General features: G+C 63.8%; 17 protein-coding genes and 4 pseudogenes. 13 read left to right on the top strand and 8 right to left on the bottom strand.

Annotation, left to right across the window (positions count from 1 at the left end; all coding sequences use genetic code 11):
- Positions 1-6: 6 nt before the first annotated feature.
- Positions 7-1545, bottom strand: a complete 1539-nt coding sequence (istA, locus tag RNZ50_07015) for an IS21 family transposase (protein MDT8854772.1) — start codon at positions 1543-1545, stop codon at positions 7-9.
- Positions 1546-1867: 322 nt separating this feature from the next.
- Here istA (RNZ50_07015) and RNZ50_07010 point away from each other — a divergent pair, with 322 nt between their 5' ends.
- Positions 1868-2206 (top strand): helix-turn-helix transcriptional regulator, encoded by a 339-nt coding sequence (locus RNZ50_07010; protein MDT8854771.1) that lies wholly within the window; start codon positions 1868-1870, stop codon positions 2204-2206.
- Positions 2203-3510: a HipA domain-containing protein gene (locus RNZ50_07005; GenBank protein MDT8854770.1), complete on the top strand. Its 1308-nt coding sequence runs from the start codon at positions 2203-2205 to the stop codon at positions 3508-3510. Before RNZ50_07010 ends, RNZ50_07005 begins: the two co-directional genes overlap by 4 nt.
- Before the next feature lie 62 nt (positions 3511-3572).
- On the opposite strand, the gene RNZ50_07000 is transcribed toward RNZ50_07005, so the two are convergent.
- The 3 genes and pseudogenes from RNZ50_07000 to RNZ50_06990 all read right to left on the bottom strand — a co-directional run bounded on the left by RNZ50_07000 (position 3573) and on the right by RNZ50_06990 (position 5508).
- On the bottom strand, positions 3573-4505 hold the full coding sequence (locus RNZ50_07000) for an IS5 family transposase (GenBank protein MDT8854769.1): 933 nt from the start codon (positions 4503-4505) through the stop codon (positions 3573-3575).
- Positions 4506-4632: 127 nt separating this feature from the next.
- Positions 4633-5053, bottom strand: a pseudogene (locus tag RNZ50_06995) (NlpC/P60 family protein).
- Positions 5050-5508: a DUF2163 domain-containing protein gene (locus tag RNZ50_06990; GenBank protein ID MDT8854768.1), complete on the bottom strand. Its 459-nt coding sequence runs from the start codon at positions 5506-5508 to the stop codon at positions 5050-5052. Before RNZ50_06990 ends, RNZ50_06995 begins: the two are co-directional and overlap by 4 nt.
- A gap of 80 nt (positions 5509-5588) precedes the next feature.
- Here RNZ50_06990 and RNZ50_06985 point away from each other — a divergent pair, with 80 nt between their 5' ends.
- Complete coding sequence (locus tag RNZ50_06985) at positions 5589-6680, top strand: IS630 family transposase (protein ID MDT8854767.1); 1092 nt, start codon at positions 5589-5591, stop codon at positions 6678-6680.
- A 21-nt stretch (positions 6681-6701) separates the two neighbouring features.
- Here the strand turns inward: RNZ50_06985 and RNZ50_06980 are convergent.
- Positions 6702-7106: pseudogene (locus tag RNZ50_06980) on the bottom strand (DUF2163 domain-containing protein).
- Between the two features lie 77 nt (positions 7107-7183).
- Between RNZ50_06980 and RNZ50_06975 the strand changes: the two are divergent.
- Together RNZ50_06975 and RNZ50_06970 are read left to right on the top strand one after the other, a co-directional pair.
- Entirely contained in the window at positions 7184-7477 is a 294-nt protein-coding gene (locus RNZ50_06975; protein MDT8854766.1) for a DUF1778 domain-containing protein, read from the top strand.
- 17 nt (positions 7478-7494) lie between these two features.
- Positions 7495-7989, top strand: a complete 495-nt coding sequence (locus tag RNZ50_06970) for a GNAT family N-acetyltransferase (protein MDT8854765.1) — start codon at positions 7495-7497, stop codon at positions 7987-7989.
- Between the two features lie 3 nt (positions 7990-7992).
- On the opposite strand, the gene RNZ50_06965 is transcribed toward RNZ50_06970, so the two are convergent.
- Together RNZ50_06965 and RNZ50_06960 are read right to left on the bottom strand one after the other, a co-directional pair.
- Positions 7993-8619 (bottom strand): DUF2460 domain-containing protein, encoded by a 627-nt coding sequence (locus RNZ50_06965; protein MDT8854764.1) that lies wholly within the window; start codon positions 8617-8619, stop codon positions 7993-7995.
- Positions 8619-9356 (bottom strand): annotated as a pseudogene (locus RNZ50_06960) (phage tail tape measure C-terminal domain-containing protein). The gene RNZ50_06965 and the pseudogene RNZ50_06960 overlap by 1 nt, the downstream one beginning before the upstream one ends.
- A 116-nt stretch (positions 9357-9472) precedes the next feature.
- Here RNZ50_06960 and istA (RNZ50_06955) point away from each other — a divergent pair.
- The 3 genes and pseudogenes from istA (RNZ50_06955) to RNZ50_06945 all read left to right on the top strand — a co-directional run bounded on the left by istA (RNZ50_06955) (position 9473) and on the right by RNZ50_06945 (position 17311).
- Positions 9473-10168: pseudogene (gene istA, locus RNZ50_06955) on the top strand (IS21 family transposase).
- A gap of 151 nt (positions 10169-10319) precedes the next feature.
- Positions 10320-16286: an AAA family ATPase gene (locus tag RNZ50_06950; GenBank protein ID MDT8854763.1), complete on the top strand. Its 5967-nt coding sequence runs from the start codon at positions 10320-10322 to the stop codon at positions 16284-16286.
- On the top strand, positions 16283-17311 hold the full coding sequence (locus RNZ50_06945; protein ID MDT8854762.1) for a hypothetical protein: 1029 nt from the start codon (positions 16283-16285) through the stop codon (positions 17309-17311). Before RNZ50_06950 ends, RNZ50_06945 begins: the two co-directional genes overlap by 4 nt.
- 26 nt (positions 17312-17337) lie before the next feature.
- Here RNZ50_06945 and RNZ50_06940 read toward each other — a convergent pair whose 3' ends face one another.
- Positions 17338-18204, bottom strand: coding sequence for a WYL domain-containing protein (locus RNZ50_06940; protein ID MDT8854761.1), 867 nt, complete (start codon positions 18202-18204; stop codon positions 17338-17340).
- A gap of 129 nt (positions 18205-18333) precedes the next feature.
- Between RNZ50_06940 and RNZ50_06935 the strand changes: the two genes are divergently transcribed.
- The 5 genes from RNZ50_06935 to RNZ50_06915 all read left to right on the top strand — a co-directional run bounded on the left by RNZ50_06935 (position 18334) and on the right by RNZ50_06915 (position 26816).
- Positions 18334-19302 (top strand): hypothetical protein, encoded by a 969-nt coding sequence (locus RNZ50_06935; protein ID MDT8854760.1) that lies wholly within the window; start codon positions 18334-18336, stop codon positions 19300-19302.
- Positions 19303-19389: 87 nt separating this feature from the next.
- Complete coding sequence (gene istA / locus RNZ50_06930; GenBank protein MDT8854759.1) at positions 19390-20928, top strand: IS21 family transposase; 1539 nt, start codon at positions 19390-19392, stop codon at positions 20926-20928.
- A 12-nt stretch (positions 20929-20940) separates the two neighbouring features.
- On the top strand, positions 20941-21702 hold the full coding sequence (gene istB, locus RNZ50_06925; protein ID MDT8854758.1) for an IS21-like element helper ATPase IstB: 762 nt from the start codon (positions 20941-20943) through the stop codon (positions 21700-21702).
- A gap of 54 nt (positions 21703-21756) precedes the next feature.
- A complete protein-coding gene (locus RNZ50_06920) occupies positions 21757-23598 on the top strand; it encodes a hypothetical protein (protein ID MDT8854757.1) in 1842 nt (613 codons plus the stop codon).
- Positions 23599-23612: 14 nt separating this feature from the next.
- Positions 23613-26816 (top strand): hypothetical protein, encoded by a 3204-nt coding sequence (locus RNZ50_06915; protein ID MDT8854756.1) that lies wholly within the window; start codon positions 23613-23615, stop codon positions 26814-26816.
- The last annotated feature ends 1 nt before the right edge of the window (position 26817 follow it).

Raw genomic sequence — 26817 nt, 5'->3', positions numbered from 1 at the left:
CCTTTCTCAATGGTAATAGCTGCCGCCACGAATGTTGGCGTGCTGGAGGGGGGCGACCTCTTCGGAGCCTTCCAGGAAGGCGCGATCGAGGCCGGTCTTGAGGATCGAACGAATGGAGGTGACGGTGCGGGCCCGGATGGTCACACCCCGCTGGCAGGCCGCATCAACGCGCTCCGGCCCATAGGTTTTGACCAAGGCCAGCACACCCAGGCAGGTGCGGAACCCCTGTTCAGGATGGGGGCGGTCAGCCATCACCATCTCGCAAAAGGCGGCGACGGCGGGGCCGGTCTTGGTTGCCTGCGCCAGCATTCTGGCCGGGGTCCATTCGGCAAAGCGACGATGGGCCGATGGCATATGGTCGGCCACGGTGACATGGCTGCGCCGCCCCGGGGTGCGCACGTGGCTCGCAACCCTCTGACCACGATGGAATATCTCGACCGTCTGGCCGCTTGTGCGAACATCGACCTCTTGTTTGATCAGCGCGAAGGGCACGGAATACCATGAGCTGTCGACCTCAACGTGATAGTCGGGTGCCACGCGGGCGCGCTTCCAGCGGGCGAAGACATAAGGTTCGGGCGGTAGGGGCTGAAGATTGGGCCGATCCAAAGTGGCAAACAGATCGGCGCGGCTGGCGCCATAGCCGCGCATCACGCGCATGTTCAACTCGTCCAGCAGCCGCCGGATCGCCACGTTCAACTCGGCCAATGAGAAGAACCGGTGGTTCCGCAGCCGCGCCAGAATCCAGCGTTGTGCCACTTGGACAGCCACTTCCACCTTCGCCTTGTCCCGGGGTTTGCGCGGCCGGGCGGGCAGAACGGCGGTGCCATAATGCGCCGCCATCTCGGCATAGGTCCGGTTCAGCCCCGGATCAAACCGGTCTGCCTTGATCACGGCGGACTTCAGATTGTCCGGAACCACCGCCTTTGGCACGCCGCCCAGAAAGGCGAACATCCGGATATGCGCGAGGATCCAATCTTCCAACCCCTCCGATGCCACCGCCTCGGCATAGGTGTGATTCGATGCCCCCATTGCCGCCACGAACAGCTTCATGGCCCGCGCTTCGCCGGTCGTGGGGTCGATCACGTCGATGGTGTCGCCGGCAAAGTCAACGAACACCTTCTCGCCGCCCACATGTGTCTGGCGCATCGTCGGGCGCACCCGACCCTTCCAAGCCTCGTAATGCGTGCAAAACCAAGTATAGGCAAAACCCCCGGGGTGCGCGGCACGGTATTCTTCCCAGAGCAGCATCCGCGTCACCCCAGGGCGGCGCAACTCGCGGTCAATCTCCGCCCAGTCGGGCACAAGCCGCTCCGCGTCCGGCACCGTGGGCGGGGCTGGAAACAAAAGAAGTTCAAGGCTGTCGTCATCGATCCCCTCCGGCAAGGGCCACGTGAGCCCGGCATGACGCGCCCGTTGGGTGTAGCTTCCGACGCTCCCCTTGCTCAGACCGAGGGAAGCGGCAATGGACCGCTCGCTCAGGCCTTGCCCAAGCTTCAATCGCAAAACATCTCGTATCCGGCGCATGTTCAATCGTCCTGTCGGCATCAAGCCACCCCTTCATTCCTGAAGGCGCAACTATCCTCAATTTGCCGACCAGACCTGCCCGCGATCCCGCGAAATCAGTGCCCAGCTTCACGCGAAATGACTGCCCATGATCCCGTGAAATCGATGCCCACCATCAAGCGAAACACGCAGCGTTCGCCGGTATTCGCCGACATTGGGCTGTATTCACCGGCATTTATGGCTCCGGATGAAGTGATTGGTCTGTCGAGGCACGGTGATGAATACTTACCCAATAGGGTAAATCCAATGTGTGTTCAGCCAGAACCTTTGCTGACTTACTGATAACGATAAGATCGCTTGAGCGATCTGTCATCTTGGTCTACTCTTATCGATAAAGATAAGGAGTACCACCATTTCAACCGAACACGAGCAGAAGCTCCTTGCAGAGGTTGGCCAGCGCATCAGGGCGATCCGTGGGCAGCAGAGCCTCAACCTTGATCAATTGGCGCGCCTCACGGGGATCAGCGCTCCGGCATTGTCTCTGATTGAGACGGGCAAGCGTGATGCGAGGCTGACGACGCTTGCCAAAATTGCGGCCGCGCTGCGTGTGGCGCTTCCGGCGCTGCTGGAGGATCCTTCGCCCGACCCTGACCTTAAGGCAACAAGCGCCTCCCAAGGATACGACCTTGGTGACTACCAATGACGGCATCGGTCCCGATCTGGTTTGATGCGCTTGAAGTGGGGCATGTCGATGTGGCCGCCGATGGGGCGCTGTCTTTGCGCTATGGCGAGCGCTGGCTGCAGACCGCAGGAGCGTTTCCGCTTTCGGTCACCATGCCACTGCGCGACGAGCCCTATTCGTCTGACGTCATCTCACCTTGGCTTGCCAACCTGCTGCCAGAGGAAGAGCAACTGCAGGTTCTAACCCGATCGCTGGGGTTGGATCAGGCCGATGTGCTGGCCGTGCTGAAAGAGATTGGCGGGGACACTGCGGGCGCGCTGTCCTTCGGGGAGCCTGCGGATCGCAGCCGTTGGGCCTATGCGCCGCTGACGCGCTTCTACGGCACTGACGACTCACAGGACGCGCTGGAGCGCCATTTCGCGGATCTGGGTCGCAGACCATTTCTGGTGGGTGAGGAGGGGGTTCGTCAGTCTCTCGCCGGTGGTCAGAAGAAGTCGGCTCTCGCTGTCCTGGGGCCTGATGGGGTTCCTGTGCTGCGCCTGCCCGGCCCGGAGGACGTGCTCGCCATTCCCCTGAACGGGGCTCCGTCCACTTTGATCGTGAAGCCGGACAATCCCAATCTTCCGGGCATTACCGAGAACGAGGTCTGGTGTCTGCGGATGGCGCAGGCCGTCGGCATCGAGGCGGCACAGGCGACGATCCTCAAGGCTTCCGGTCGCAGTGCAATCGGCGTGCTGCGTTATGATCGCAGGTTGGGGCGGAAAGGTCAGATCCTGCGGCTTCATCAGGAAGATTTCGCACAGGCGAATGGTATTCCACCGGGGCGGAAATACGAGCGTGGAACCTTGCGCGGGCTTGACCTCAAGACGCTACTGGAAACGGGGCGCCATGTCAGCGCAAACGATGCTCTTGCCCTGTTGGATCAGGTCATCTTCAACATTCTTGTCGCCAATACCGACGCGCATGCGAAGAATTACTCGCTGATCCTGCCGGTCGGAGCGGCGCCGCGCCTTGCTCCGCTTTATGATGTGTCCTCGGTGCTGTCCTGGCCCCATGTGGTTCAAACGCTGGCCCAGAACATAGCAGGCAAGAAGCGCGCGCCAGACGCGGTTGCAGCCCGGCACTGGGAGGCGGTCGCGCGCGAGATCGGCTATCGCCCGACCGATGTCCGAAATCGCGTGCAGGGGCTTGTCGATCGGCTGGTGACAAGCAGGGTTCCGGTCACTGCCGAGGTTGCCGCATTGCCGGGGGCGACCGCAGGCTATGCCCTGCAAACCGCAGAGGCTGTCGAGGGAAATGCGCTTAGAATTGCGGGGCGGTTGTAGATGGCAAGGGCTCTGTTGCACAAATCGGGTGACAGACAGATCTCCCCTTTCCCTGGACAGACTCATCCCACGGCTTCAGTGACGGGTATACCGAGCGCCGTGAAGCCGTTCAGCACGGCTACACGGACCTGAAACTCGGCGACCTGACGGTCAAAGTCCCGCGCCATGAGGCGCTGACCCAGCAATTTGACGCAGTGCATCTTCGTCTCGACGCGGCTTCGGCGGTGATAACCGCTCCATCGTCGCCAGATGGTTCGGCCGAAGCGTTTCGACGCGCGTAGGGCTTCGTTGCGGGCGATTGCCCCGGGGGTGTCGGGCTTCCATGGCTTGGCGTTCTTGCGGGGCGGAATGATGGCGGCCGCACCGCGGGCGGCGATGGCGTCGTGACACTTGCGTGTGTCGAAGGCGCCATCAGCGGTGACGCTGGCGATCTCCTGATCGGGCGGGATCTGGTCGAGCAGTTCGGGCAGCATCGGCGCGTCACCGACATCGCTGGTGGTGAACTCGGCTGCGCGGATTTCCAGTGTTTTCTCGTCTATCCCGATGTGAATCTTGCGCCAGACCCGACGTTTGGTGCCGCCGTGCTTGCGCGCATTCCATTCACCTTCGCCTTCAACCTTGATCCCGGTGCTATCGATCAGAAGATGCAGCGGGCCTTGCGAGCCGCGGTGGGGGATGTTGACCTTCAGGGTCTTCTGGCGACGGCTCAGCGTGCTGAAATTGGGCACAGCCCAATCCAAATCGATGAGCCCCAGCAGGCTTTCGACGAAGCCAGTCGTCTGTCTGAGCGCCATGCCAAACAACACCTTGATGGTCAGGCAGGTCTGGATCGCGGCATCGCTATAGTCAGGCTGTCGGCCGCGCTTACCTGTCGGCGCAGCCTCCCAGATCATGGCGGTATCAAACCAGATCGTCAGCGAGCCGCGGCGCTTCAGCGCTTCGTTATAGGCGGGCCAGTTCCTGGTCTTGTAGGCGGGGGGTATGGGTCTGCTCATGCCGTCCAGCTACCACGCTGGATTCACAAGATGAATCCCTCACGGGATTTGTGCAACAGAGCCTACCAGCATGGCACATTGCGATGCCGTTGGGGGAGGAGCCATCCACACCATCATGTGTGAGGACTCAGCCTTTTGGGAACAAGAAGGCGAAGGCGATCTTTCGCGCCCAAGCCGGGGTCAAGGTTTCCTCGACGACACCGAGGCGTTCATAGGCGTGGATGAAGCGGTCGGGTGCGGTCAGGATCCCGACATGCTTGGCGATGGCGCGCGGGGCCATCCGGAGCAGGACCAGCGCGCCGGGGTTGGCATCAGCCGGGCTGATTTCTGGCATCATCCTGCGCGCGCCTTCCGCCAGAACCTCTCGCGGCCCGGTCTCACCCCAATCCCGGCTATAGGGTGGGATCGGGAATGGCTCGTCGCCGACCACCTCGCGCGAGGCCGAGGCAATCACAACCGACGCCACGCAGGCTGGCTTGATCATGGTAGGGCGTGCCAAGCCAAGACCGCGCGACGGCAATGACCAAGGCGGGATCGGCGGAAATCACAGCACGTTCCCCTTATGCCCGCCATCCTGGCTGGCATAGCGCAGGACCGCATCTTGACCGGGGATGTTGGGAAAGCCTCGGAAGTTGGCGACATTCACGAACTTTGCGCTGCAGGTCGCGATCCCCTTATCGCAGCCCGCGCGCGCGATGAAGCTGTCGCCCTCGGCGATGGGCAACACTGGAGCTTCCAACAAAGTCAATGTGGCGATGGCATCGGCCAAGCCATGGAACAGCACCTCGGTGACCCGCCCCGTATTCGCGCCGCTGGTCCAGGTCAAGGTGCCAGACGTGAACCAGCCCGCGTCAAACCCGCTCAGCCCCGATGCCATGAAGGCCCGATCACGCAACAGGTCGGTGACGACGCCCGTACCCTTGTAGATGGCGTTTTCCAGATCAATGCCGCATCGCGCATCGCCCAAGCGGGCGTCGCACCCCGCTTGAAACGTGCGCCCCACGGTCTGGCCGAGGACATGCGCTAGTGTTCCCCACCTGACACAGGATTCCCATTGAGGGCCTGATGTGCCATATTCGGGGCATGAGACGCGATGACATTTGCCTTTACCTTGGCCCCGCCGACCGTGCTGAGCTTCAAGCTCTGATCACCAACCGCAACACTGCGCGCAAGCTCGTCTGGCGTTCCGAGATCGTGCTGGCGACAGCGGACGGTCACGGCACTTTTGAGATCATGCGGCGCGCACGCACTTCGAAGCCCACGGTCTGGCGCTGGCAGGCTCGGTATCTCGATGAGGGTGTGGACGGCCTCAAGCGCGACAAGACAAGGCCCTCGCGCGTGCCGCCATTGCCCATGGAAACAAGGCTGAAGGTGATCACCAAGACGGTGCAGGAGACGCCGCCCAACGCCACCCACTGGAGCCGCGCCCTGATGGCCGAAGCCATGGGGATTTCGCCGTCGAGTGTGGGTCGCATATGGGCCGAAGCTGGCTTGAAGCCGCATCTCACGAAGGGGTTCAAGGTCTCGAATGACCCGCTGTTCGAGGAAAAGGTCACGGATATCGTCGGTCTCTACCTTGATCCACCGGATCGGGCTGTGGTTCTGTGTGTTGATGAGAAGTCGCAGATCCAGGCGTTGGATCGGACGCAACCCGGTCTGCCGCTCAAGAAGGGGCGCGCAGCTACCATGACACACGATTATAAGCGGCACGGCACGACCACGCTGTTCGCCGCGCTGGATGTGAAATCCGGCAAGGTCATCGGCGATTGCATGCCCCGCCATCGCGCCAAGGAGTTCCTGAAATTTCTGCGGCAGATCGACAAGGCCGTGCCCGCGCGTCGTCACGTGCACCTGGTGCTCGACAACTACGCCACCCACAAGACGCCCGAGGTGAAAGCATGGCTGGACAAGCACCCGCGCTTCAAGCTGCACTTCACGCCCACCAGCGCCTCATGGCTGAACCTGGTCGAACGCTTCTTCGCCGAAATCACATCGAGGCGCATCCGACGTGGCAGCTATTCCAGCGTCGATGACCTGAAGACCGCGATCTACGACTATCTGGCGCAGCACAACGAGAAGCCGAAGCCCTTCAGGTGGACCAAAACCGCCGAGGACATCCTCACCCGAGAACGCCGCGCGCTCGACAAACTCGACGAAATTCGCGGAAACAGGTAGGAAGTGTCAGACTCAGAACACTAGCGACCGGACCTCTGCGACAAAGGCCATGCGCCCGCGCCGGATTTGCCCGACCACACCCCGGCGCAAGAGTACCCGCTGGCTCGTATCGGCCCAATTGACCCGCCAGAGCTCCACCGCCGCATTGTCCCAGCGCCCGTCGAGGATGTCGGTTTCCGTGATCCGGTCGGAGGTCAGCACGCCGGTTGCGTCCTGCGCATCGACAGCGAGATCGGATCCAGCGCGGATTTCCGAGGCGGCAAACCCGCTTTCCGGTTCAAACGCGGTGCCATCGTAAGCCAGTGTGCGATCATGATCGGTGAAGCCCAGCGCAATGCCGTCCGACCGCGAAATCCGCCAGCACCAGGACAAGGTGGTGGTGCCATCATCGAGATGGGCTTGCAGCGCGGGAGAAAGGGATTTCACGATTGCTTCCGTTCCATGGTTGAATTGTAAAGCTGTTGTCTTTACACTGATGTTCAGTGCAGCAAAGGAAACGCGCCATGGTCGCCGTGACACCCAACGAGGACGCCCAGCGCCGGTCGTTGATCAACCTTCGCGTCACCCCGCGTGACCGCGACCTGATTGACCGTGCCGCAGCAGCCTTGGGCAAGAACCGCTCGGAGTTCATGATGGAGGCCAGTCGTCAGGCGGCCGAGGATGCGCTTTTGGATCGCACAGCGTTCCGGCTGGATGCAGATCAGTTCGGTGCCTTCATGGCGCAGCTCGACGCGCCGCCCGCTCCGAACGAGCGCCTGCGCAGGCTGCTGACCACACCCGCACCATGGGACAAGTGACGTCGGGCGAAGGCCCGTTGCGCGCGCCGGAACCCCTGACGGACGATCATCTGAACGATGCGTTCTCATCAGGGGCGCCGACCCTCGACGCTTGGCTGAAACGCAAGGCCCGGGCCAATCAGTCCTCAGGCGCGTCGCGCACCTATGTCCTTTGCCGGGGCGCGCGGGTTGTCGGGTACTACGCGCTGGCGGCGGGATCGGTCAGCCACGATCTGGCCCCGCGCAAGCTGCGCCAGAACATGCCCGATCCGGTGCCGGTCATTGTGCTGGGCCGATTAGCGATTGATGCCTCCGAGCAGGGCAATGGCCTGGGGCGTGCCCTGTTGCGCGACGCGGTGCTGCGGATCACGGCCGCCGCGCATGAGGTCGGTATCGCGGCCATTCTGGTGCATGCGCTGAACGACCGCGCCAAGGCGTTCTATCTTGATGCGGGGTTTGTAGAAACCGCAGTAGAGCCGATGACGCTGTTTCTGCGGATCAAGGATGCCAAGGCGGTATTGGGCGAAGCGTGACGTTCATCTGCGGATTTCCAAGAGGGGGATTGAGGTGATCGACCCGAGCCGTTCAAAGTCGAGGGTCACGTCGAGCGTGTCGCTATCGAACCGGCCCGGCACATCGAATTCAAAACCGGCGCGGACGATGACGCCATTGGCGGGCGCGGTGGTGAAGGTGACGACGCCAGTCGTGGCATTCAGCGTCCAGCCCGACAGCTGCTCGACCATGCCCAGCGCCACGCGGACGGTCCCGGCGACGGGCTTGGCGATGGTCCGCACCCATGTTTGCGCGCCGGAGGTGTAGCGTTTTGCCAACTGGAATATCTGCAGGCTGCCAGTGCCGGTGCCGATCTGCTGGTCGGTTGCAGTGATTGGCTGCGACGGCAAGGCGGATTTGTAGTCGGCCCAGTCCTTGTAGCGGAAACCGTGCAGGCGACCATTCCGCGCCTCGAAGAACGCCACCACCGCCGCCAGATCATCGGCGCGCCGAATGCCATAGGCCACATCATAGCGGCGGCGCGAATTGGCCCAGCTGGCGTTGCGCTCTTCGTCGCCGCTGGCCAGTTCAACGATCTGGGTGCGCCGTTCCGGTCCCCCGTGCGCCCCGCGGCTGATGTTGTCGGGGAACCTGATGTCATGGAACGCCATCACATGCCCCTCCGGCCGAGGGACACGGCGCGGGCGATATCGGCTGCAACCTGCGTGCGGGATTGCCTGAAGCTTTCGGCGTCGCGGGACATGATGGTGACCGAAATAATCGGGGCCGCGCCTTGCCCTTGGCCATAACCAGCAGCTTCCCGGCGAGACAGAACCCGCTCACCCCGCTGCAGGATGGCCGGAACCTCGTCCGGTTTGATCCCGGCCCAGCCGCCTGAATGCATGCGCGGCGCACCGGCAAAGGCCATGGCGGGGACCATGCGGCCCGGGCTCGACGATCCGACCACTCCACCGGCATGCAGGATGTTGGCGAAGATGCCACCGGCACCGCCCAGCGCGCCCGACAGTGCATTGGCGATGGGGCCGAGGATGAAGCGCCGCGCCGCCAGTTTCGCGAGATCGGCGATCATTGAGGTGACGAGGTCGCGGAAATCCAGCTTGCCGGTTTTCACGAACTCGCCCACGGCGTTTTCGGCCGAGGTGAAGGCGCTGACCAGCGCATTGCCGATATCGCCACCAATGTCGCGGGCCTTGGCTGCATAATCGGCGAGGGTCGCCACGGCGGCTTCCCATCCGGTCTTGGCCACTTCGGCACCGGCCGCAGCTGCGGCACCAGCCCCACCGGCGGCGCGTCCGGCCTCGGTCATCGACTCGTCCTGCCGGTCAGCAGCATCTGCGGCCCCGTCCAGCGCGGCCTCGCCTTCTGTCCCGGCCCCGGCAACCCCGTCCAGGTTGTGTTTCGGCGTGCAATTTTGACCCCTCAGGCGGGGTGATCGGCGTGCAATTTTGCCCCCCCTGCTGATCTGTCAGACCGTTCGTTGCGGGGCAGCGGACGGAGGGGGAGTTGAAGCGGGTGGATACGATCGCGCGGGTCCGGCGGGCCTTTCATGTTCAGGGTTGGTCGATGAAGAAGATCGCCCGGGATCTGCATCTGTCGCGCAATACCGTGCGCAAGATCCTGCGGTCGGGCGAGACGGACTTCACTTACGAGCGGGAACGGCAGCCTATGCCGCGGATCGGGCCGTGGCAGGGCCAGCTTGAACATTTCCTGTCGGCCAATGTGGGCAAGCCATCGCGCGAACGGCTGACGCTGATCCGGATCTTCGAGGAATTGCGCGGGCTCGGATACGAGGGCGGCTATGACGCTGTGCGCCGGTTCGCCAAAGCCTGGGCGCAGAACCGGGGGGCGGCGACGGCCGAGGCCTATGTGCCGCTCTACTATGCGCCGGGTGAGGCCTATCAATTCGATTGGAGCCACGAGGTCATCCTGATCTCGGGCGTGACGGTCACCGTGAAGGTGGCCCATGTCCGGCTGTGCCACAGCCGGATGATGTTCGTGCGGGCCTACATGCGCGAGAGCCAGGAGATGGTTTTTGACGCGCATGACCGGGCGTTCGCCTTCTTCAGGGGCACCTGCACGCGAGGCATCTACGACAACATGAAGACGGCTGTGGAGGCGGTCTTCACCGGGAAGGACCGGCACTACAACCGCCGCTTTCTGCAGATGTGCAGCCATTACCTTGTCCAACCTGTCGCCTGCATAGCTGAAAAGCGAACCCGCCGCCTCGTCCGTTCCCCGCATGATCACCCCCGCAAACGCTGCAGGAAAAGGGAATAATGTTCCTTAATCCGCGTCTATAGGCGAGTTCTTCAGCAGCCTGTTAGTGCTGCTCCGCAGCTTGGATTGCCGCATGCGATTCTGGTTGCTTACGCCTAACCTCAGCTTTACCCTTCCTCAGGCGCGCAACTCCAGGGCTGGTGAAATTTTGCTTACTATCCAAGATGATAAAAATCTCTACCTTACTGAAGAAGTGGTCCGCAAATTCTTGCCAGTACCAGCTCAGTTGCGCCGTCTGCATATCGCAATTTTCCCCGGATTGATAGCTGACACGGCCAAAGACGATCGTCGATTTTACGCATATCTCACTCAACTGTTGAACGGTGATCTTTCTGCAGTTTTGAAATTCGATCGCACAATGGTGAAGGAAAGGAAGCCAGAAAAGTCATTCTGGGTCCGATCTGCAAGGGCGGTCACGGCACACCTCGCAAGGCCTTTAGAGCCGGCCCACATCTTGGATGACCTGGAAGAACTCTGTTTAGATGAAACCCTACCGTCCGAAACCCACCTGATGGCCCATTTCCTGATGCGGCTGCATCTTGCCCAAACCGGCCCTCTGAAAAGTGATCATCTGAATGATCCGCAAGGGGGCGAGGCTGCTCAAGTGAAAATGCCTGATGTGAGCACGGTCGCGATACCTGCTGATGTCAAGGCCGAGCTCGCAGAATGGCAGCGGGGCACTGCCGCACTCGCCGCTTTTGTGGCGCAGGCCACCGAGCCTGATCCGGAACTTGCCCAACAGATCGTTGCAGAGGCCCAGTCGCTGCTGGCGCTTGCCGAGGCTTACAGCGCGCGTTCGGCCTTGCGCCTTCGGATCACAGAGCGCCTCGCGGCACTTCGGTCGCGTCTGGACGATTGCCTTACGTCAGATGAACTGGCCTTGAGGGCATTCCCGGAGCAGTTGCCCGACACGACCGACATTGCCCGACTGGAGGTGCTTGTCGAGGCCTGCGAAGTTTCGGCACGCGCACTGGCGGCGAGCGACCGACAGTCGCAAGAGTTGAAGGATGCAGTTGCCAAGGCGAACGACGCCGATGACTTCGAGGTTGCGGATCGTCTGTTGCAACAGCGACGAAACGAAAACAATGCCCGCAAGCAGCTGCTCGCGGCCCGCGAAACCACGATCGAAGAGTTGGTGCTGGTTCTTGAGATTTCGCCGCCTACGCAAGACAGCGAAGGGGAAATCGCCGAGACCTTGCTGCCAACTGCAGATCCCGTGCCTGCTGAAGTCGCGCCTGAGCCGCAACCAGTAGAGAGCGCGGTGGAGGACGACGAAGCGGAGCAAGACGGTGCTGCCGCGCCTCTGAATGATCCGGAACCCACCATCACAGCGTTGGATGAGCCGGAGCCAAAGGCGAGGACGGTCGCGCCGGAGGTTGCTTCAACGACGACGGGGGGCAATGAACCGGAGTGCCTTCCCGAGGTTGCCCCCGAGGCTTTTCAACCGCCCGTAAATGAATTGGTCGAGGCCACCGCGTCGCTCGACACCTTGGACGAAGGTCCGGAGATTGGACCCTGGAGCGCAGCTCAGGATATCGGGGATATCCTGCATGTCTATCTTCGGCGTGGGGATACGTTGCTGGCGGCCTATCTTCTGGAACTCGCAGAGGAAAAGGGCGTCGTTGTTCCCTTTCCCGCCGCGCTTTTCTGGGCGTTGTATGAAAGCCGGATGGCCATCCGCGCGCAAGACCATGTCAACCCTCGGCTGACCGAAGCGCTGGATCAGGCGGTGGCGGTGCTGGCCGATATCGAGGACGCGGGTGACGCGCACAAAGCTAAACTGGCGCGGCGGCTGGTGCTGTCCGCGCTTTTGCGGCCGGCCTTGTTTGGTGCCTATGATACGGCGCGCGGGTGGTTGCGCCAGATGCCCCTTGTTGGGGCCGAGAAACAGCTGGCCCGCACTCTGGGGGATCTGGGCTATGACATCCGCCTGAGTTTTGATGATCTACGGACGATCCTGGGAAACACACAGTCCGATCCCTTGCCCGGCCTCACCGAGCAGCTTGCCGATCTGATGGCGGCGAACCGTCATAAGAAGCTCAACTATCAGCCGGCGTCGGAACTGCTGCATCGGCTGTTCGATTCGAGCAGCCTCTTTGGCCGGGCGTTTGAAGCGGCCGCCACTGGTCAGGCGGGTGCGGTGCGCCTGGTGGAAGCGTGCGTCGCGACACTGCCCTCGGACCGCGCCGGGATTACGGTCTTTATCGCGGAACAGGCGACGGAACTGCTGGGGCGCAGACAGCCCATCGAGGGCACATCCTTGCGCGGGCTGTGCAAACTGCTGGAGGCCGCGTTCGATGCGTTGCGCGACTGGCTGGAGGCTGCGAGGTCGGCGCAATCCCAGATCGACAACCGTCGGCGCACCACGCTGGAGGCGACCATCAAGCAGGTGCGCAAGTCTGCGCTGGAAGTCCTGAAGGAACTGGAAGACGAAGCCAGTCAGGACACGCCACTGGACGGTGCCGTTACAATCGCCTTGTGCGCGGCGTTGCAGGATCTTGTGCACCTGTGCGAAGGGCGCGAGCCGGTGATGCCCGCCCCGCGACTGACACGGATTGGCGGCAGCGACCTGCTGCGGCTGACGGGCGGCGCGCAGCCCCGATATGAGGACGACCCGGCCTACTCGGAAGAGCGCCGGGATCAGCGCGACGCCCTGTATGTCTGCTTGCTGCGGCCGAGCAGCCATGCCCAGACCCTGGCCGAAGCCTTTCCGAAACGGCTGGCGGATCAGGCGACGTTGGCGGCGCATGACATTCTGGCGCTGGCACGGCGATTTCCCAACGCGGTCGGGGCGCTGGATCGCGTCGATGCCGAGGAACAGCTGGATGCCCGGATCGGTACGCTGCGCAAGACGCACAAGGCCGAGATTGAGCGCCTGTCAAGCCAGTTGGCGATGCTGTGGCATCTGGCGGGGGATCATCGCGAACAGATCGCAGCCTCGATGCAGCGCCTGTCGTTGATCGAAACCGCGCTGGCGGCCGACCTGTCCGAGGCGTCCGACGAGATCATGATCCCGGCTGTCAACGGGCTGCGGTCGGCCGCGGTGCCGCCTGATTTTCCCGAACTGGTGAGGGTGCTGGAGCAGGTCGGCGCCCTGGTGCAGCGCCGTCACGACCACATCATCGAAGACCAGCGCCGGCGCCTTGACGAACTTTCCCGACAAGAGCGTTACCGGCTTCCCGCCGGTGCGCTGTTGGCACGGATGACCGAGTTTGACCCTGTCACCGTCGACTCGATGATTGGCCAGATTCAGGACGGGCTGCCCTTTGCCGCGATCGAAAACCGCGGCCCTGACACGTTTGGCCGCTTTCACCCCGATTTCGTCGCGGCCGCTGCTGCCCAGCGAGAGACGGCGACCCGGCTGGTCGAGGCCGAGTTGCAGGGCAGGCCCCTGATCCCGCTTCCGCCCTGCCTGCGGGGCCCAGATCAGGAAAAGCGCGCGCTGGACCTGATGCGCTATTGGTCAAGCTTTACCAACGCGATGAAGTCGGGCGCGGGCGACCAGATGCGTGCGCATTTGATGAGCCTTTTGGGAACGCTGGGATTTGTCGGCAGCCGATTGGAAAACAGCGCATCCCTGATCCGGGGGCGTCTGCATCGCTTTACTTTGGGCGCGAAGGTGCGACTGGGCCGTGAACAGTTTCTGCCGCCGATCTACGGCTCAGAATCACGCGACCTTTACAACATCCTTATCGCCGACGAGGCCGTGCGAGATCGAGAGCTTGTCACTCATCTTGGTGCGACGGGACGGGACAAGCCCAGTTTCCTTATCGTTCTGGGTCGTCTTGACCGGCGCCGGCGTGAAACGCTGGCGCATGAGCTGCGGCTGGAACGGCAGACGACCGTGCTGCTGGACGAAAGCCTGATGATCTATCTGGCGCTTGGCGAGAACGAGCCGCTGGAAACGCTTTTTGCCTGCGGCCTGCCCTTCGGCTATATTCAGCCCTACACCACCAAACCGCGCACCATTCCGCCCGAGATGTTTTTTGGTCGCAAGGATGAAGTCCAGAAGATCGTGGCAAGGCAAAGCGGCGGCTGTCTGGTCTATGGCGGGCGGCAGTTGGGCAAGTCCGCGCTGCTGAACCACGTAAAACAGCTTTATGACAACTCGGAGACGGGTCACAGGGTCATAAATCTCGACATCAAACCCGTTGGCGGGCGCGGCGTCCCGGCCGCGCGCATCTGGCGTGACCTTGCGGACTCCTTGCATGATGCCAATGTGTTTGATGTCAAAGACTATACGGCGGAAAGCTTTCGCGCGGAGGTCCGCCAATGGTTGCGCGCCAAGCCCGGGCGGCAACTTTTGATCATGCTGGACGAAGCCGACAACTTTCTGGCCTCCGAGGCGCGAAATGGCAGCTACTCCAACCTGCACGCGCTCAAGGATCTGATGGAGACCTCGAACTGGGACTTCAAGGTCGTCTTTGCCGGATTGCACAATGTGCGGCGCATGTCGCGTGCGGCCAACTCGCCCTTGCCGCATCTGGGCGCACCGATCTGTATCGGCCCCCTGGACAGCAACGCCGACAATCTTGCCGAGGCGCGGCGTTTGGTGACAGCGCCGATGCGCGCGGCGGGCTATGATTACACCGACCCGAACTTGGCATTCTCGGTCCTTGCGCGGGTGAACTATTACCCGTCGCTGGTGCAGGTCTTTTGTCAGGCCGTGATCGAAAACGCAGGCAAGCTGCAGCGCCAGTCAGGATCCGGTCCCTATTGGAAACTGGGTCGGGCCGAACTTTTCGAAGGCGCGATTTGGCGGTCGATCAACGACGAAATCCAGACGCGGTTCCAGGTCACATTGGAACTGGACTGGCGGTATGAGGCGATTGCCAAGGTGATCGCGTTGTTTGGCAGCGAGGGACCCGAGGGGAATACCCGCATCCTGCGCACCGGTGTTTCGGCGAACGACATCCACGAGATGGTCATGGGGTTCTGGCCAGACGGGATCGAGCCTTTGACCCGGAATGATTTTCAGGTTCTGCTGGAGGAAATGACGGACCTTGGCGTGCTCAGCAGCCCTGCCGAGGGGCTTTATGTGCTGCGCAACGCGCAGGTCGCGCAGCTGTTGGGCGCCCGATCGGATCTGGAGCAGGCCTTGTTGACCGCGATGGCGCGCGAAGAGCAGGTCGACTATGACCCGGCGAGCTTTCACAGCCCCTATGTTGCAAAGGAAACGGACGAAAGCGCGCCGGTCACCGATGCGCAGCTTGACAGCCTGCTGGGGGATGACCCCGGGCAGGGCAAAGTCGCGGCGCTGGTCGTGCAGCGTGAGCTTTGGCATTTTGCCGATCCCAAAGGGTTGTGCGACCTGATCGAAATGCGGGCAGACCGGCAAAGGCCACTGAGTGTTGTCGTGTCGTCTGCCGAGCATCGCCACATCCGCACCCAGATCGACGCCAAGTTTGATCAGCCGAACGAACAGCGGGCCCTGCTGATCCATGGTGACTGGGATGCCAAGGTGGCACAGGTTCTGGCCGATAATGCGCGGGTTCGTCAGGGGATGTTGCGGCCGATCTGGGTGTTGCCGCCCGAGTGGCTGGTTCAGGCGCACCGGCGGCAGGACGTGCCCGGCTTCCTGCACGTCGTCTGTGCCCGGCCATGGTCGCAGGCGATGCTGCGGCATTGGCTCGACAGCCATGGGCTGACTCGGTTGGATCAACCAAAGGTGCGCGAAACGATTCTTGCGGTGACGGGGGGGCTGCCTGCCTTGCTGCGGGCGATCCTGCCGCATCTGCAACAGCAGACCACACCGTCGCCCGAGGCCCTGACTGCCGCGATCGGCGGATGGCAGGCCCCGACGGGCCGCGAGGCCCTGCGTGTCGATCTGGCCAGCTTTGGCTTCAACCCGGCCGAGGTTCAGCGCCTGCGTGATCTGGCGATGGAAATGCTGACCTCACCCGGCGAGACGCTGGTGGCTGCCTCTCTGACGGAGGCCTGGCAAGAAGTGCTGATCCCCCCGGCCGAGGCACTTGGGCTGTTGTACCGTCGGCAGGACCGGTTCGGGCTGTCGCCGATGGGAAGGCTGTTGATGAAGTGACATTCTCGGAACCGTGGCATCTGCGCTCGGGCGTCCAGTTTCTCGACGAGGTGACCGAGGCTCTTTACGACGGTGGGGCCTGGATCACGCCGGATGCGTCGTTTCCGGACGATTTCGTCGCCGCGTTGGAGAACCGGCTGCACGATGACAGGTGGCGGGTGGCATCCGTACCTGCGGCCGGCCCGGACAAGCCGCTGAACCGGGTGGCCGAGGTGTTTGCCGTTTCGGCGACACGGCTTGCGCTTGCCACGCCCGGCCTCTCGCAGCACGTCGTGGTCGTGGACCTGCGCGATGCCCGGCCTGCCGAGACTGCGTCCTGGGTCGAATTCGCCACGCGTTTTGCGCCAATTCGCCGCGAGGAAGGCACCGGGCTGAGCCTGTGTGTGCTGTCGCAGGCCGAGCCGCCCCCGGACATGCGTGCGCCCGCCTGGCTTGGCCGCATCCGCAGGGCCGATGCGGCGCTTTGGGCCGATATGCACGCGCTTACCGATCGTCCCGAACCCCTGGGCCATCTGATCCACGCAATCAGCATCGAGCTGTTGGGCTGGCGGCTTGATCTGGCGCAGTCGTTCATGCAGGTGGCGATGTCCGATGCGCTGGACCCTTTGTTGTGGCTGGCGCGGCGCGAGGAAAAGCCGCAGGCCATGGCCTCAGAATTCAACGGGCGGCGGTTTGAATGCCCGCTGCATCTGCTTGGTCAACAGGACAGCCGACAGTTGCGCAACCGGCTGTGGCGGGCGCATTTGACGGCGATTTTTCCCTGGATCGAGGACCAGCGTCAGCATCTGTTGATGCAATTCCGCGACGCGCTGACGCTGTCGGACCTGCACCGCGAGAGGTTCCGCATCAACGATGTGGCGGAACTGGAAGTGTCTGAAATTGCCCGGCAACTGCGCGACCTTGCGCTGTTGCCGCGCGAGGACCAGGGCGCGTGCTTTGCCTTGGGCGAAATCAGAAAGGACCTCGCTCACCGTAAACCCGCAAAGCCTCAGGATCTTGCCAGGGCGCTGGAAGCCTTCAAGTGATATCGGCAGCCAATGCTCAGGGCGGATTACGAACTTGCCTCGGCAAGAGCGGTTGCCGTGCCGACCGGTTCCTCGGCCACAATGTGCTGAACACGGGGGTCCTTGGCGCGGGCGTCTTCCAAAAGTCCGAGGCGACGCAGGACATAGAACAGCATCGCCTTGCGCACCGGCAGGATCGCGCGCCCTTTTGTCATTCCGTAGTCGCGCGCAACCACCGCCGCTTGTGCCGGCGAAAGGCCGGGGTGCGGGATGATGGCAAGATCGTGCATGTCGTGCCACATCGCATCTTCTGCACCCGCCCGCTCTGCCCGGCTTTGAGCGCCCACATCAAGGATGCGCGACAGAAGAAAGTCCTTGAACCGCTGCGTCTCGTGGCACCAGCCGCGCGCATGCCAGCGGAACCCGTCATGGCCGAAGGCATGCGGCGCGACCTGGCGCCAGACCGGCTCTGGGTGGGCGGCGTTCATGGATTGGTAAAGCATATCGACGGCCGCACCCTCGCGCAGCGCCTGAAGCACCGCGCGCAGAACCAAGCCGTCGACAGCGCGGCGCGGGGTCAGCGCCACATCGGTTGCAGGCGGCAAAGCCAGCCAGCTTTCTGCGTCTGTCACCAGCCCTTCAGCCCTCTGGCGCAACTGTGTCAAGTATCCGTCAGGGTCGGGATTGAGGAAAACCGGCACAAAGCCGGCCCCCGCCACATAGCGACGTGCGCTTTTGTCATAGCGGGCATTGTCGGGCGCAATCTCTTGATAGTGCGTCAGATCCTTCGACGCTTGCGGCACCGATACGCCGAAGCGGTTGATGATGTCGGACCGGTTCACCCCGCCCTCCCAAAAGAGGCGGAACTCGATGAATTCGAGTCGCCTCTCTACCCCCCATTTCAGCGCTGTCATGACGTCCTCGCCCTTGTGAGTATTAAAAGTATATGGACAGATTTAATGCACCAGTATAGATTGTATTCATACTGACACGAATCGTCAACGCCCGTTTGCCCCCCCCGATTGCCAAGGAGTGCCACTGCAATGTCCGTGATTTCGCAGACCGCTGCCCTGAACGACCCGGTTTCTCAGCGTTTGTCTTCGATCGCCTCCGAAGCGTTGGTCGCGATGGAGGCGATTGCAGATGCCGCCCGTGCCGAGTTAGCAGGCGCGGCTCGCGGCGGGACGGGGGTGATGGGGGCGGGCAACGATTTCAACAATCCCGCCGTCGCCCACAATCTGGGTCAGATCCAAAGCCATAGCCAGCGTGCGGCCTATGACCTGTCGCGCGAACCCTTCATTGCCCGCGTCAAGGTGCAAGAGGACAGCGGGGCAGAGCGGGTCTATTACTTCGGCCGCAATTTCGCGGGCCGCGCGCCGGGCATCCAGATGGCGGGCTATACGTCGGACGCGCCGGTCGCGCGGCTGGCGGCCCTTGACCTTGGCGATCCGTTCCAGTTGCCCAATGGCCCCGAGGTCACGGTCGTCGAGACGGGGCGGTATGCGCCACGCCTGTTGGACGACGGGTGGGATGGGCTGAACAACTCGATCGCCCATACCGATTTCCAAGCCGTCGGCGTGCCATCTTTGCGCGCGGTGCTGCAGGGCGGGGCGGCGCTTGACCCGGGCGATCCCTTTGCCGCCTTTGATCAGCCAGTGGTATGGGCAAAGGCACTTCGGCAGAGCCTGAAGGGAACGGGGCTGCGTGATCAGGACATCCTGAACAAGGTGCAGGACCACATTTTCCGCCTGCCGCTGAGCCGTCAGGTGATGCTGGAGGGTCCGCCCGGCACCGGCAAGACATCGACGCTGATCAAGCGATTGGCGCAGAAGCTGTCGCTGACGCGGGACAGCGCCGAGGATTTCGATCTGGTCAAGAAACACAGCCTGAGCGGCGAGCATCGCGACAGCTGGATCATGTTCTCGCCCACCGAGCTTTTGGAACAATACCTGCGTGTTTCGCTTGATGGTGGGCATCGATTTCACGGGATCATGGGCAGTCATTTCGCGTGAAGCTGGGCACTGATTTCGCGGGATCGCGGGCAGGTCTGGTCGGCAAATTGAGGATAGTTGCGCCTTCAGGAATGAAGGGGTGGCTTGATGCCGACAGGACGATTGAACATGCGCCGGATACGAGATGTTTTGCGATTGAAGCTTGGGCAAGGCCTGAGCGAGCGGTCCATTGCCGCTTCCCTCGGTCTGAGCAAGGGGAGCGTCGGAAGCTACACCCAACGGGCGCGTCATGCCGGGCTCACGTGGCCCTTGCCGGAGGGGATCGATGACGACAGCCTTGAACTTCTTTTGTTTCCAGCCCCGCCCACGGTGCCGGACGCGGAGCGGCTTGTGCCCGACTGGGCGGAGATTGACCGCGAGTTGCGCCGCCCTGGGGTGACGCGGATGCTGCTCTGGGAAGAATACCGTGCCGCGCACCCCGGGGGTTTTGCCTATACTTGGTTTTGCACGCATTACGAGGCTTGGAAGGGTCGGGTGCGCCCGACGATGCGCCAGACACATGTGGGCGGCGAGAAGGTGTTCGTCGACTTTGCCGGCGACACCATCGACGTGATCGACCCCACGACCGGCGAAGCGCGGGCCATGAAGCTGTTCGTGGCGGCAATGGGGGCATCGAATCACACCTATGCCGAGGCGGTGGCATCGGAGGGGTTGGAAGATTGGATCCTCGCGCATATCCGGATGTTCGCCTTTCTGGGCGGCGTGCCAAAGGCGGTGGTTCCGGACAATCTGAAGTCCGCCGTGATCAAGGCAGACCGGTTTGATCCGGGGCTGAACCGGACCTATGCCGAGATGGCGGCGCATTATGGCACCGCCGTTCTGCCCGCCCGGCCGCGCAAACCCCGGGACAAGGCGAAGGTGGAAGTGGCTGTCCAAGTGGCACAACGCTGGATTCTGGCGCGGCTGCGGAACCACCGGTTCTTCTCATTGGCCGAGTTGAACGTGGCGATCCGGCGGCTGCTGGACGAGTTGAACATGCGCGTGATGCGCGGCTATGGCGCCAGCCGCGCCGATCTGTTTGCCACTTTGGATCGGCCCAATCTTCAGCCCCTACCGCCCGAACCTTATGTCTTCGCCCGCTGGAAGCGCGCCCGCGTGGCACCCGACTATCACGTTGAGGTCGACAGCTCATGGTATTCCGTGCCCTTCGCGCTGATCAAACAAGAGGTCGATGTTCGCACAAGCGGCCAGACGGTCGAGATATTCCATCGTGGTCAGAGGGTTGCGAGCCACGTGCGCACCCCGGGGCGGCGCAGCCATGTCACCGTGGCCGACCATATGCCATCGGCCCATCGTCGCTTTGCCGAATGGACCCCGGCCAGAATGCTGGCGCAGGCAACCAAGACCGGCCCCGCCGTCGCCGCCTTTTGCGAGATGGTGATGGCTGACCGCCCCCATCCTGAACAGGGGTTCCGCACCTGCCTGGGTGTGCTGGCCTTGGTCAAAACCTATGGGCCGGAGCGCGTTGATGCGGCCTGCCAGCGGGGTGTGACCATCCGGGCCCGCACCGTCACCTCCATTCGTTCGATCCTCAAGACCGGCCTCGATCGCGCCTTCCTGGAAGGCTCCGAAGAGGTCGCCCCCCTCCAGCACGCCAACATTCGTGGCGGCAGCTATTACCATTGAGAAAGGACTAAAATGCTGACCCATCCCACCCACGACCGACTGTTGGCGCTCGGCCTGACCGGCATTGCATCGGCGCTCGAAGAACAACGCAGGTCAACCGCCTTCGACGCCCTCTCGTTCGAAGAGCGTCTCGGCCTGCTGGTCGACCGCGAGGCTGCAGAGCGCGACACCAAGAAACTGGCCTCCCGGCTCAAGTTTGCGGCTCTGCGCCAAGATGCCAGCGTCGAGGATCTGGACCTGCGCAGCCCACGTGGTCTTGACCGCAGTGTCATGGCGCATCTTGCCGATGGCGGCTGGATCGCCCGGCACGAGAACCTGCTGATAACCGGGCCGACCGGTTTGGGCAAAAGCTGGATCGCCTGCGCCCTTGGCCACAAGGCGTGCCGGGATGGGCGGCCCGTCCTCTATCAACGTGCGCCGCGCATGTTCGAGGCCCTTGCTCTGGCCCGTGGCGATGGCCGCCATGAACGCATCCTCAAAACCATCGCCCGCATGGATGTGCTGATCATTGACGATTGGGGCCTCGCCGTCCTCACCGCCCCGGAGCGCCGTGACCTGCTGGAAATCCTCGAAGACCGCCACGGCCGCGCTTCCACCATCGTCACAAGCCAACTCCCCGTTGACCAGTGGCACGAAGCCATCGGCGACCCAACGCTCGCAGATGCCATCCTCGACCGCCTCGTTCACAACGCACACCGCCTCACCCTCTCAGGTGAAAGCCTGCGCAGGCGCTCCGCCGTCACAAAAAAGCTTGACCAAATCGTTCAAGCCTGACTCCATGAAAGCGTCGGCCAGCCTGCCCACGATCCCGTGAAATGACTGCCCAGAATGGCGCGAAACGCGTGCCCACGATCGCGCGAAATCAGCGCCCATTCTCCGCGAAATCCGCAACAATACCTGCGCGAGGCGTTTGCCCGCGACAATGTGCCCGCCGGGCAAAGCCGCATCCGGACCTGGGCCGAGTTTCGCAACGATCTCGCGACCCGCGTTCTGGGGCTGTTGCGCAGCGGTGGACGCAAGACCGGATTTCAACGCGACGAGACGGCGCAGCACCTGTCCGCGCAGGCGCTGGCCGATCAGCCCGGCCTTTACGCGGCCTTTGATCACTACCTGACCGAAACCGCCGGGGCCGAGCTTGACGCGGCGCTTGTGATGTTGCGCGACAGCGGCGAGGCGGGGCTGCGGGAGGGGGCGCAACGCATTCTCAACGCCATGCCAAAAGGCGCATCGATCCTGAACACGTTTCTGGCGGTCGATGCGCAATCGGCGGACCTGCGGGGCTGGGTGGCCGAGGCGCGCGAGGCGCTGAACGCCGACATTGCGCGGCGGGTCGTGGTGATCGGGCGCCGCCGCTCTGCCGACATGGCGCAATTGCAGCAGATCGTTGCGCGAATGACCACGGCCGAGACCGATGACGAGGACGACGACGAGGACGACGTGCTGGAGCCGGAAGCCGCGCCTGCCACAACCGGCGAAAGCCTGCGCCGCGCTTTGCGGGGGGCAATCCGGGCCTTGTCGATGGCGGCGGCGAACCGGCGGACGGTGCCGCGCAACTCGATCTACCGCCCGGTGATCGACTGGCTGGGCGATACCACGATCCCGCCAGCAGAGCTTGCCGCCATGGGGCGCGTTCACAGCCTGATCGCGGCGGTGGGGCGGGTCACGCTGGTCACCCGCAACCACTTTACCAAACTGCCGAAGCGGTATCGAGCCTTTCGCCGGGCGGCGCCTGCGCCCTGGTTCGAGCCGCAGGCCGCCGATGCGGTCAAGCTGACCCCGGACGAGCTTGACCTGCTGGTCGCGGTTCATCTTGACGCGGCGCATGCGCTTTTGTCCTCGGACGTGGTTCGCAAAAGCCTTGGGCAGGGAAACCTTCAGGTGCTGGCCCCTGTGCTGGCCGAGTTCCGCAATCAGGTCGTAGTGGACGAGGCGACCGACTTTTCACCCCTGCAACTGCGGGCGATGGGGCGGCTGGCCACGCCAGGTATCCGATCGTTCTTTGCCTGCGGCGATTTCAACCAACGCCTGACGGCGCACGGGGTGGCAGAGCGCGCGGCGTTGGAATGGGCGGTGCCGGGGATCGAGTTCCATCAGGTCACCCGTTCTTATCGCCAGTCCGCAGAGTTGCGCGCCTTTGCCGACCGGCTAATCACCCTTGCGGGTGGCCGTCTGGTCGAAACCGAAACCGAAGGCGACCGCGGGGCCGAGGGCTTTGCCCCCGTCTTTTTCCGCGCGCCCGATGCGCGAGGGCAAAGCCGCTGGATCGCCGAGCGGATCGCCGAAATCGCCCGCAAGCACACAGACCTGCCGTCCATCGCGGTCTTTGTGCCTGAAGAGGCGCAGGTTGGCCCTGTTGCGCAGGCGCTGCGCGAGAGCCTTTCCGACACCAACATCGAGGTGGAGGCCTGCAAGGAGGGCAAGGTTCTGGGCCGCGATCGGCACGTTCGGGTGTTCTGCGTCGATCACATCAAGGGGCTGGAGTTCGAGGCGGCGCTGTTCCACTCGGTGCAGGACCTTGCCCGCGACCAGCCCGACCTGATCGACAAGTTCCTATATGTCGGGGCGACGCGCGCGGCGACTTTCCTTGGGCTTGCCGCGTCGGGCGCGCTGCCGGCTGTGCTGGAGCAGGCCACCACGGGGCTTGCCGAACATTGGGGCAACACGGTTTGACGGGAGAGATGGCGATGGCCGAGGACCTTTTGCACCGCATTCTGGCTGAGGCGGGACTTGCGGCCCCGGACGGGCGGCTGCTGCATGCCTATGGCCTGTCGGATCCGCATTTTGCAGCGATCCCCCGGGTGCTGGACGGGTTTGTCCCGCGCGGGAGGCGCGGGCGTGCCGTGGCCGCGCTGTATGTCCTTTGGGCGAGTGAGCATATCCGGCGGAACTATGACGGCAGCGGTCTGAGCTGGGAGTTCATAAACACCGACGTGCCGCAGGTGTTTGACGGCACCACCATCGCGGGCTTTGTCCGGGCGGGGTTGGAGGTCTGGCTTCGCCCGTTGCGCCGGGGTCTGGGGGGCAACCGGCTGTTCATGTACACGCTGCTGGCCGAGGGCGGCATCCCGCTTGCGGTGCTGGAAAGCGCCGGGCGCCACACGCAGGTCTTGCGCGACATGATCGACGCCATTTGCAGCCGGGGCAGCATTGCGGGGCTGGGCTATGACACGGCGTTCGACATGGCGCATCAGAAGATGCGCTATTTGCCCAACATCCTGAAAGACCGCGATTCGGTCGCCTTGTTCCTTGATCTTGCGCAGGCGATCCATGACCTGCGCGAGGCGCTGCCGCCGGGGCTGGAAGGCGGGCAGCGTCAGGATTGGCTGGACCGCGAAAGACCCGGCTGGCAGAGCAGCCTGCCGTTGCGCGTGACGCCGCAGATCATCGAGAACATCATCCGCCCCAGCCTGGCTGTGGCACATCCGGCCAGTCGGCCCCGGTCGCACCCCGCCATACGCGAGATTCACCTGACCGGGACGGGTGCCGCGGTGCCGGTGGCGGTGCTGGCCCCGCAGGCCAGCCTGCCGGTGCTGGCGCTGCCGCAGGACGAGGCGAGCCTGTTGCGTCTGGTGCCGTGCTTTGCCACGCGCCGCCCCTTTGCCTATCGCGCGCTGCGCGCCGCCGAAGGGGGGGTGCGCGATCTGGAACGGTTGGGCGGATCGGGACCCGAGGTTGTGCCGCTGGGCTTGGGCGAAACGCTTGACTTTGACGTGATGGCGGACAGCCAAAGCCTGGGCGTCTGGTCGGCGCTGCCCGCCCTGCCGGACCCGGCCGAGGCGCCAAGCCTTTGGGCAGGGCAGGGGGCGGATGGTCTGCGGCTGCGCCAGATGTCGGGGGGGCGCACGCGCGCGCCCAGCCTGTGGGTGACGCTGCCAGAGGGCCAGAAGCCGGGGCTCGATGGGGGCCTTGTCGCCCTGCGCCGGATCGAAGTTGCGGGCGCCAGCCTGCTGGAGGTGCAGGGGCAAGGGCTGCTGACCCTTGGCGAGCACACCGTGCGCATTGCCACCGAGGCCGACAGCGACAGCGAGCCGGCGGCGTTGCACTTCTTTGGCCATACCCTGCCGACGTGGCGGACGACCGGGGGCGAGCCGGTCTATCTGGGCCGCCCTACCGTCTATGGGCAAAAGGGCGATGCCGCGCTGGTTGCGCTGGGGGACGCGCAGTTGCGCCGCGCCACCCGGCCCGGCAGCCTGTTCGGTGCCGAGTTCCACGAATGGTGGGTCGAGGGGGGCCGGATCGCCGCCGCCCGTGCGCTGTGCCTGTCGGCCGATCTGCGGGTCGACATGAAGGAACCGCCCGACGGCGGGCTGTCGGTGCTGCTGTCCGGTGTGCCGGACGGGCTGCTGGCAGACCTGCGCGCCGGTGCCTTGGCGGCCCACGCACCGGCAGGCGCTGGCCCGCTGGTGCTTGGCACCCGCGCCCCGACCACGGCCTTTGTCGCGCTGACCCTGACCGAGATCGCCACGGGACGCCGGCTGGAGCTGACCGCGCCCTGGCCGTCGTCGCAGCCGCAGTTCATCCGCGATGCTGCGGTGCTGCCACGGCGCGACCTTGACCTGTCTTTGGATGAATTGGTGAAGGTCAGTTATCTGGCGCCGGGCTCGCGGTGCAAGCTGACCATCAACCTTGCGGGGGGAAAGGTGTTCGACATCCGGGTGGCCGGCCTTGCCCCGCTGGTCCGGCACGAGGCACTGCTGCGCCGTCTGATGACTCAAGGCACGGCGGACAGCACAGTGACGCTGTGGTTGCAGACCCTGGCTGGTGAGACCGGGCGGATCAACCTGCGCCGCTATCACGGGCAGATGGCGCTGACGGGGGACCGTCTGACGCTTGGTCTGGGGGCCGATCTTGCGCGCGGTGCGATGCACGAGCCGGAGCAGCGCCCGGGGCGGGCCGATCTGCACATGCTGCACCTTGAGACGGGCGAGACGCGCGAGTGGTCGGTCGATCTGGCGGCCCAGCCTGTCGACTTGCGGAACGACACCGGGATTGAGTCCGGGCTCTGGTTGGTGCAGGGCCGGTTCGACGGTTTTCAGCAGCGCCCCGTTGCGTGGCTGGCCACGCGGCCCGATCCTGCCGCCCCTGCCGTGCCGCGCACCAGCCGCGCCGCGCGGATCGCGGCCTATCGCGCGAAGCTGGCGCGCGAGACAGAGACCGCCCCGCTGCGCGCCTTGGTGCAGATGATCCTTTCGGCGCGCGAAGGTGGCGACCCGGCCATGCTGGACCAGTTCCATGCCCTGGCCGCCTCGCCCGACGCGCTGGCCCGGATGCTGTTCGTCTTGCCTGATGCCGAGGTGAAGTCGCTCTTCTCGCTCGATGCCTATTGGGGCGTGTTCTGGCCGGCGTTTCCGGTGGCAACGCTGGTTGTCGCGGCCCGCGCCCATCTGGAAAGCATGGCGCAAGGGATGGCCCGCGTGGGCATCGAGGGCGCCGAGGCGATGGCGCGTAGCGCGGTGCTGGGGCGGCTGGCGCTGTTGCGGTTGATGCGGCCCGATATGGCCGGGCATGTTGCCATCCTGCTGATCGAGACCGAACTGATGGTGCATGTCGTGCGCGATGCGCGGTTCGAGGGGCTGCTGCTGCCGCGCCCGCGCGAGGTTCTGGACGAGGCGATACAGATGATCGCAAGGTCCGACCCCAGCCTGCCCCGCGGGATCGCGGCCCTTCGGCCCGAGCGTCTGGCGATGCCGGGCACGGATTTCCAGCAGACGGTGCAGATGACCATCGGGGCCGTTCTGGTGACTGCCGAGGCTGCGCTTGGCCTTGGCGGCCCGTTGAACGGTGACGCGCTGCTGAACGCCAGCCTGATCGAAACCGCTGCCCCCGAACTGTTTGCGCGCGCGCTGCATCCGGCGCTGTTGCTGCCCTTGACCGAGAAAAGGACCTGAC

Source organism: Paracoccaceae bacterium Fryx2 (genome assembly GCA_032334235.1).
Classification (GTDB): domain Bacteria; phylum Pseudomonadota; class Alphaproteobacteria; order Rhodobacterales; family Rhodobacteraceae; genus JAVSGI01.
This window is presented reverse-complemented; position numbering and strand designations above follow the sequence as displayed.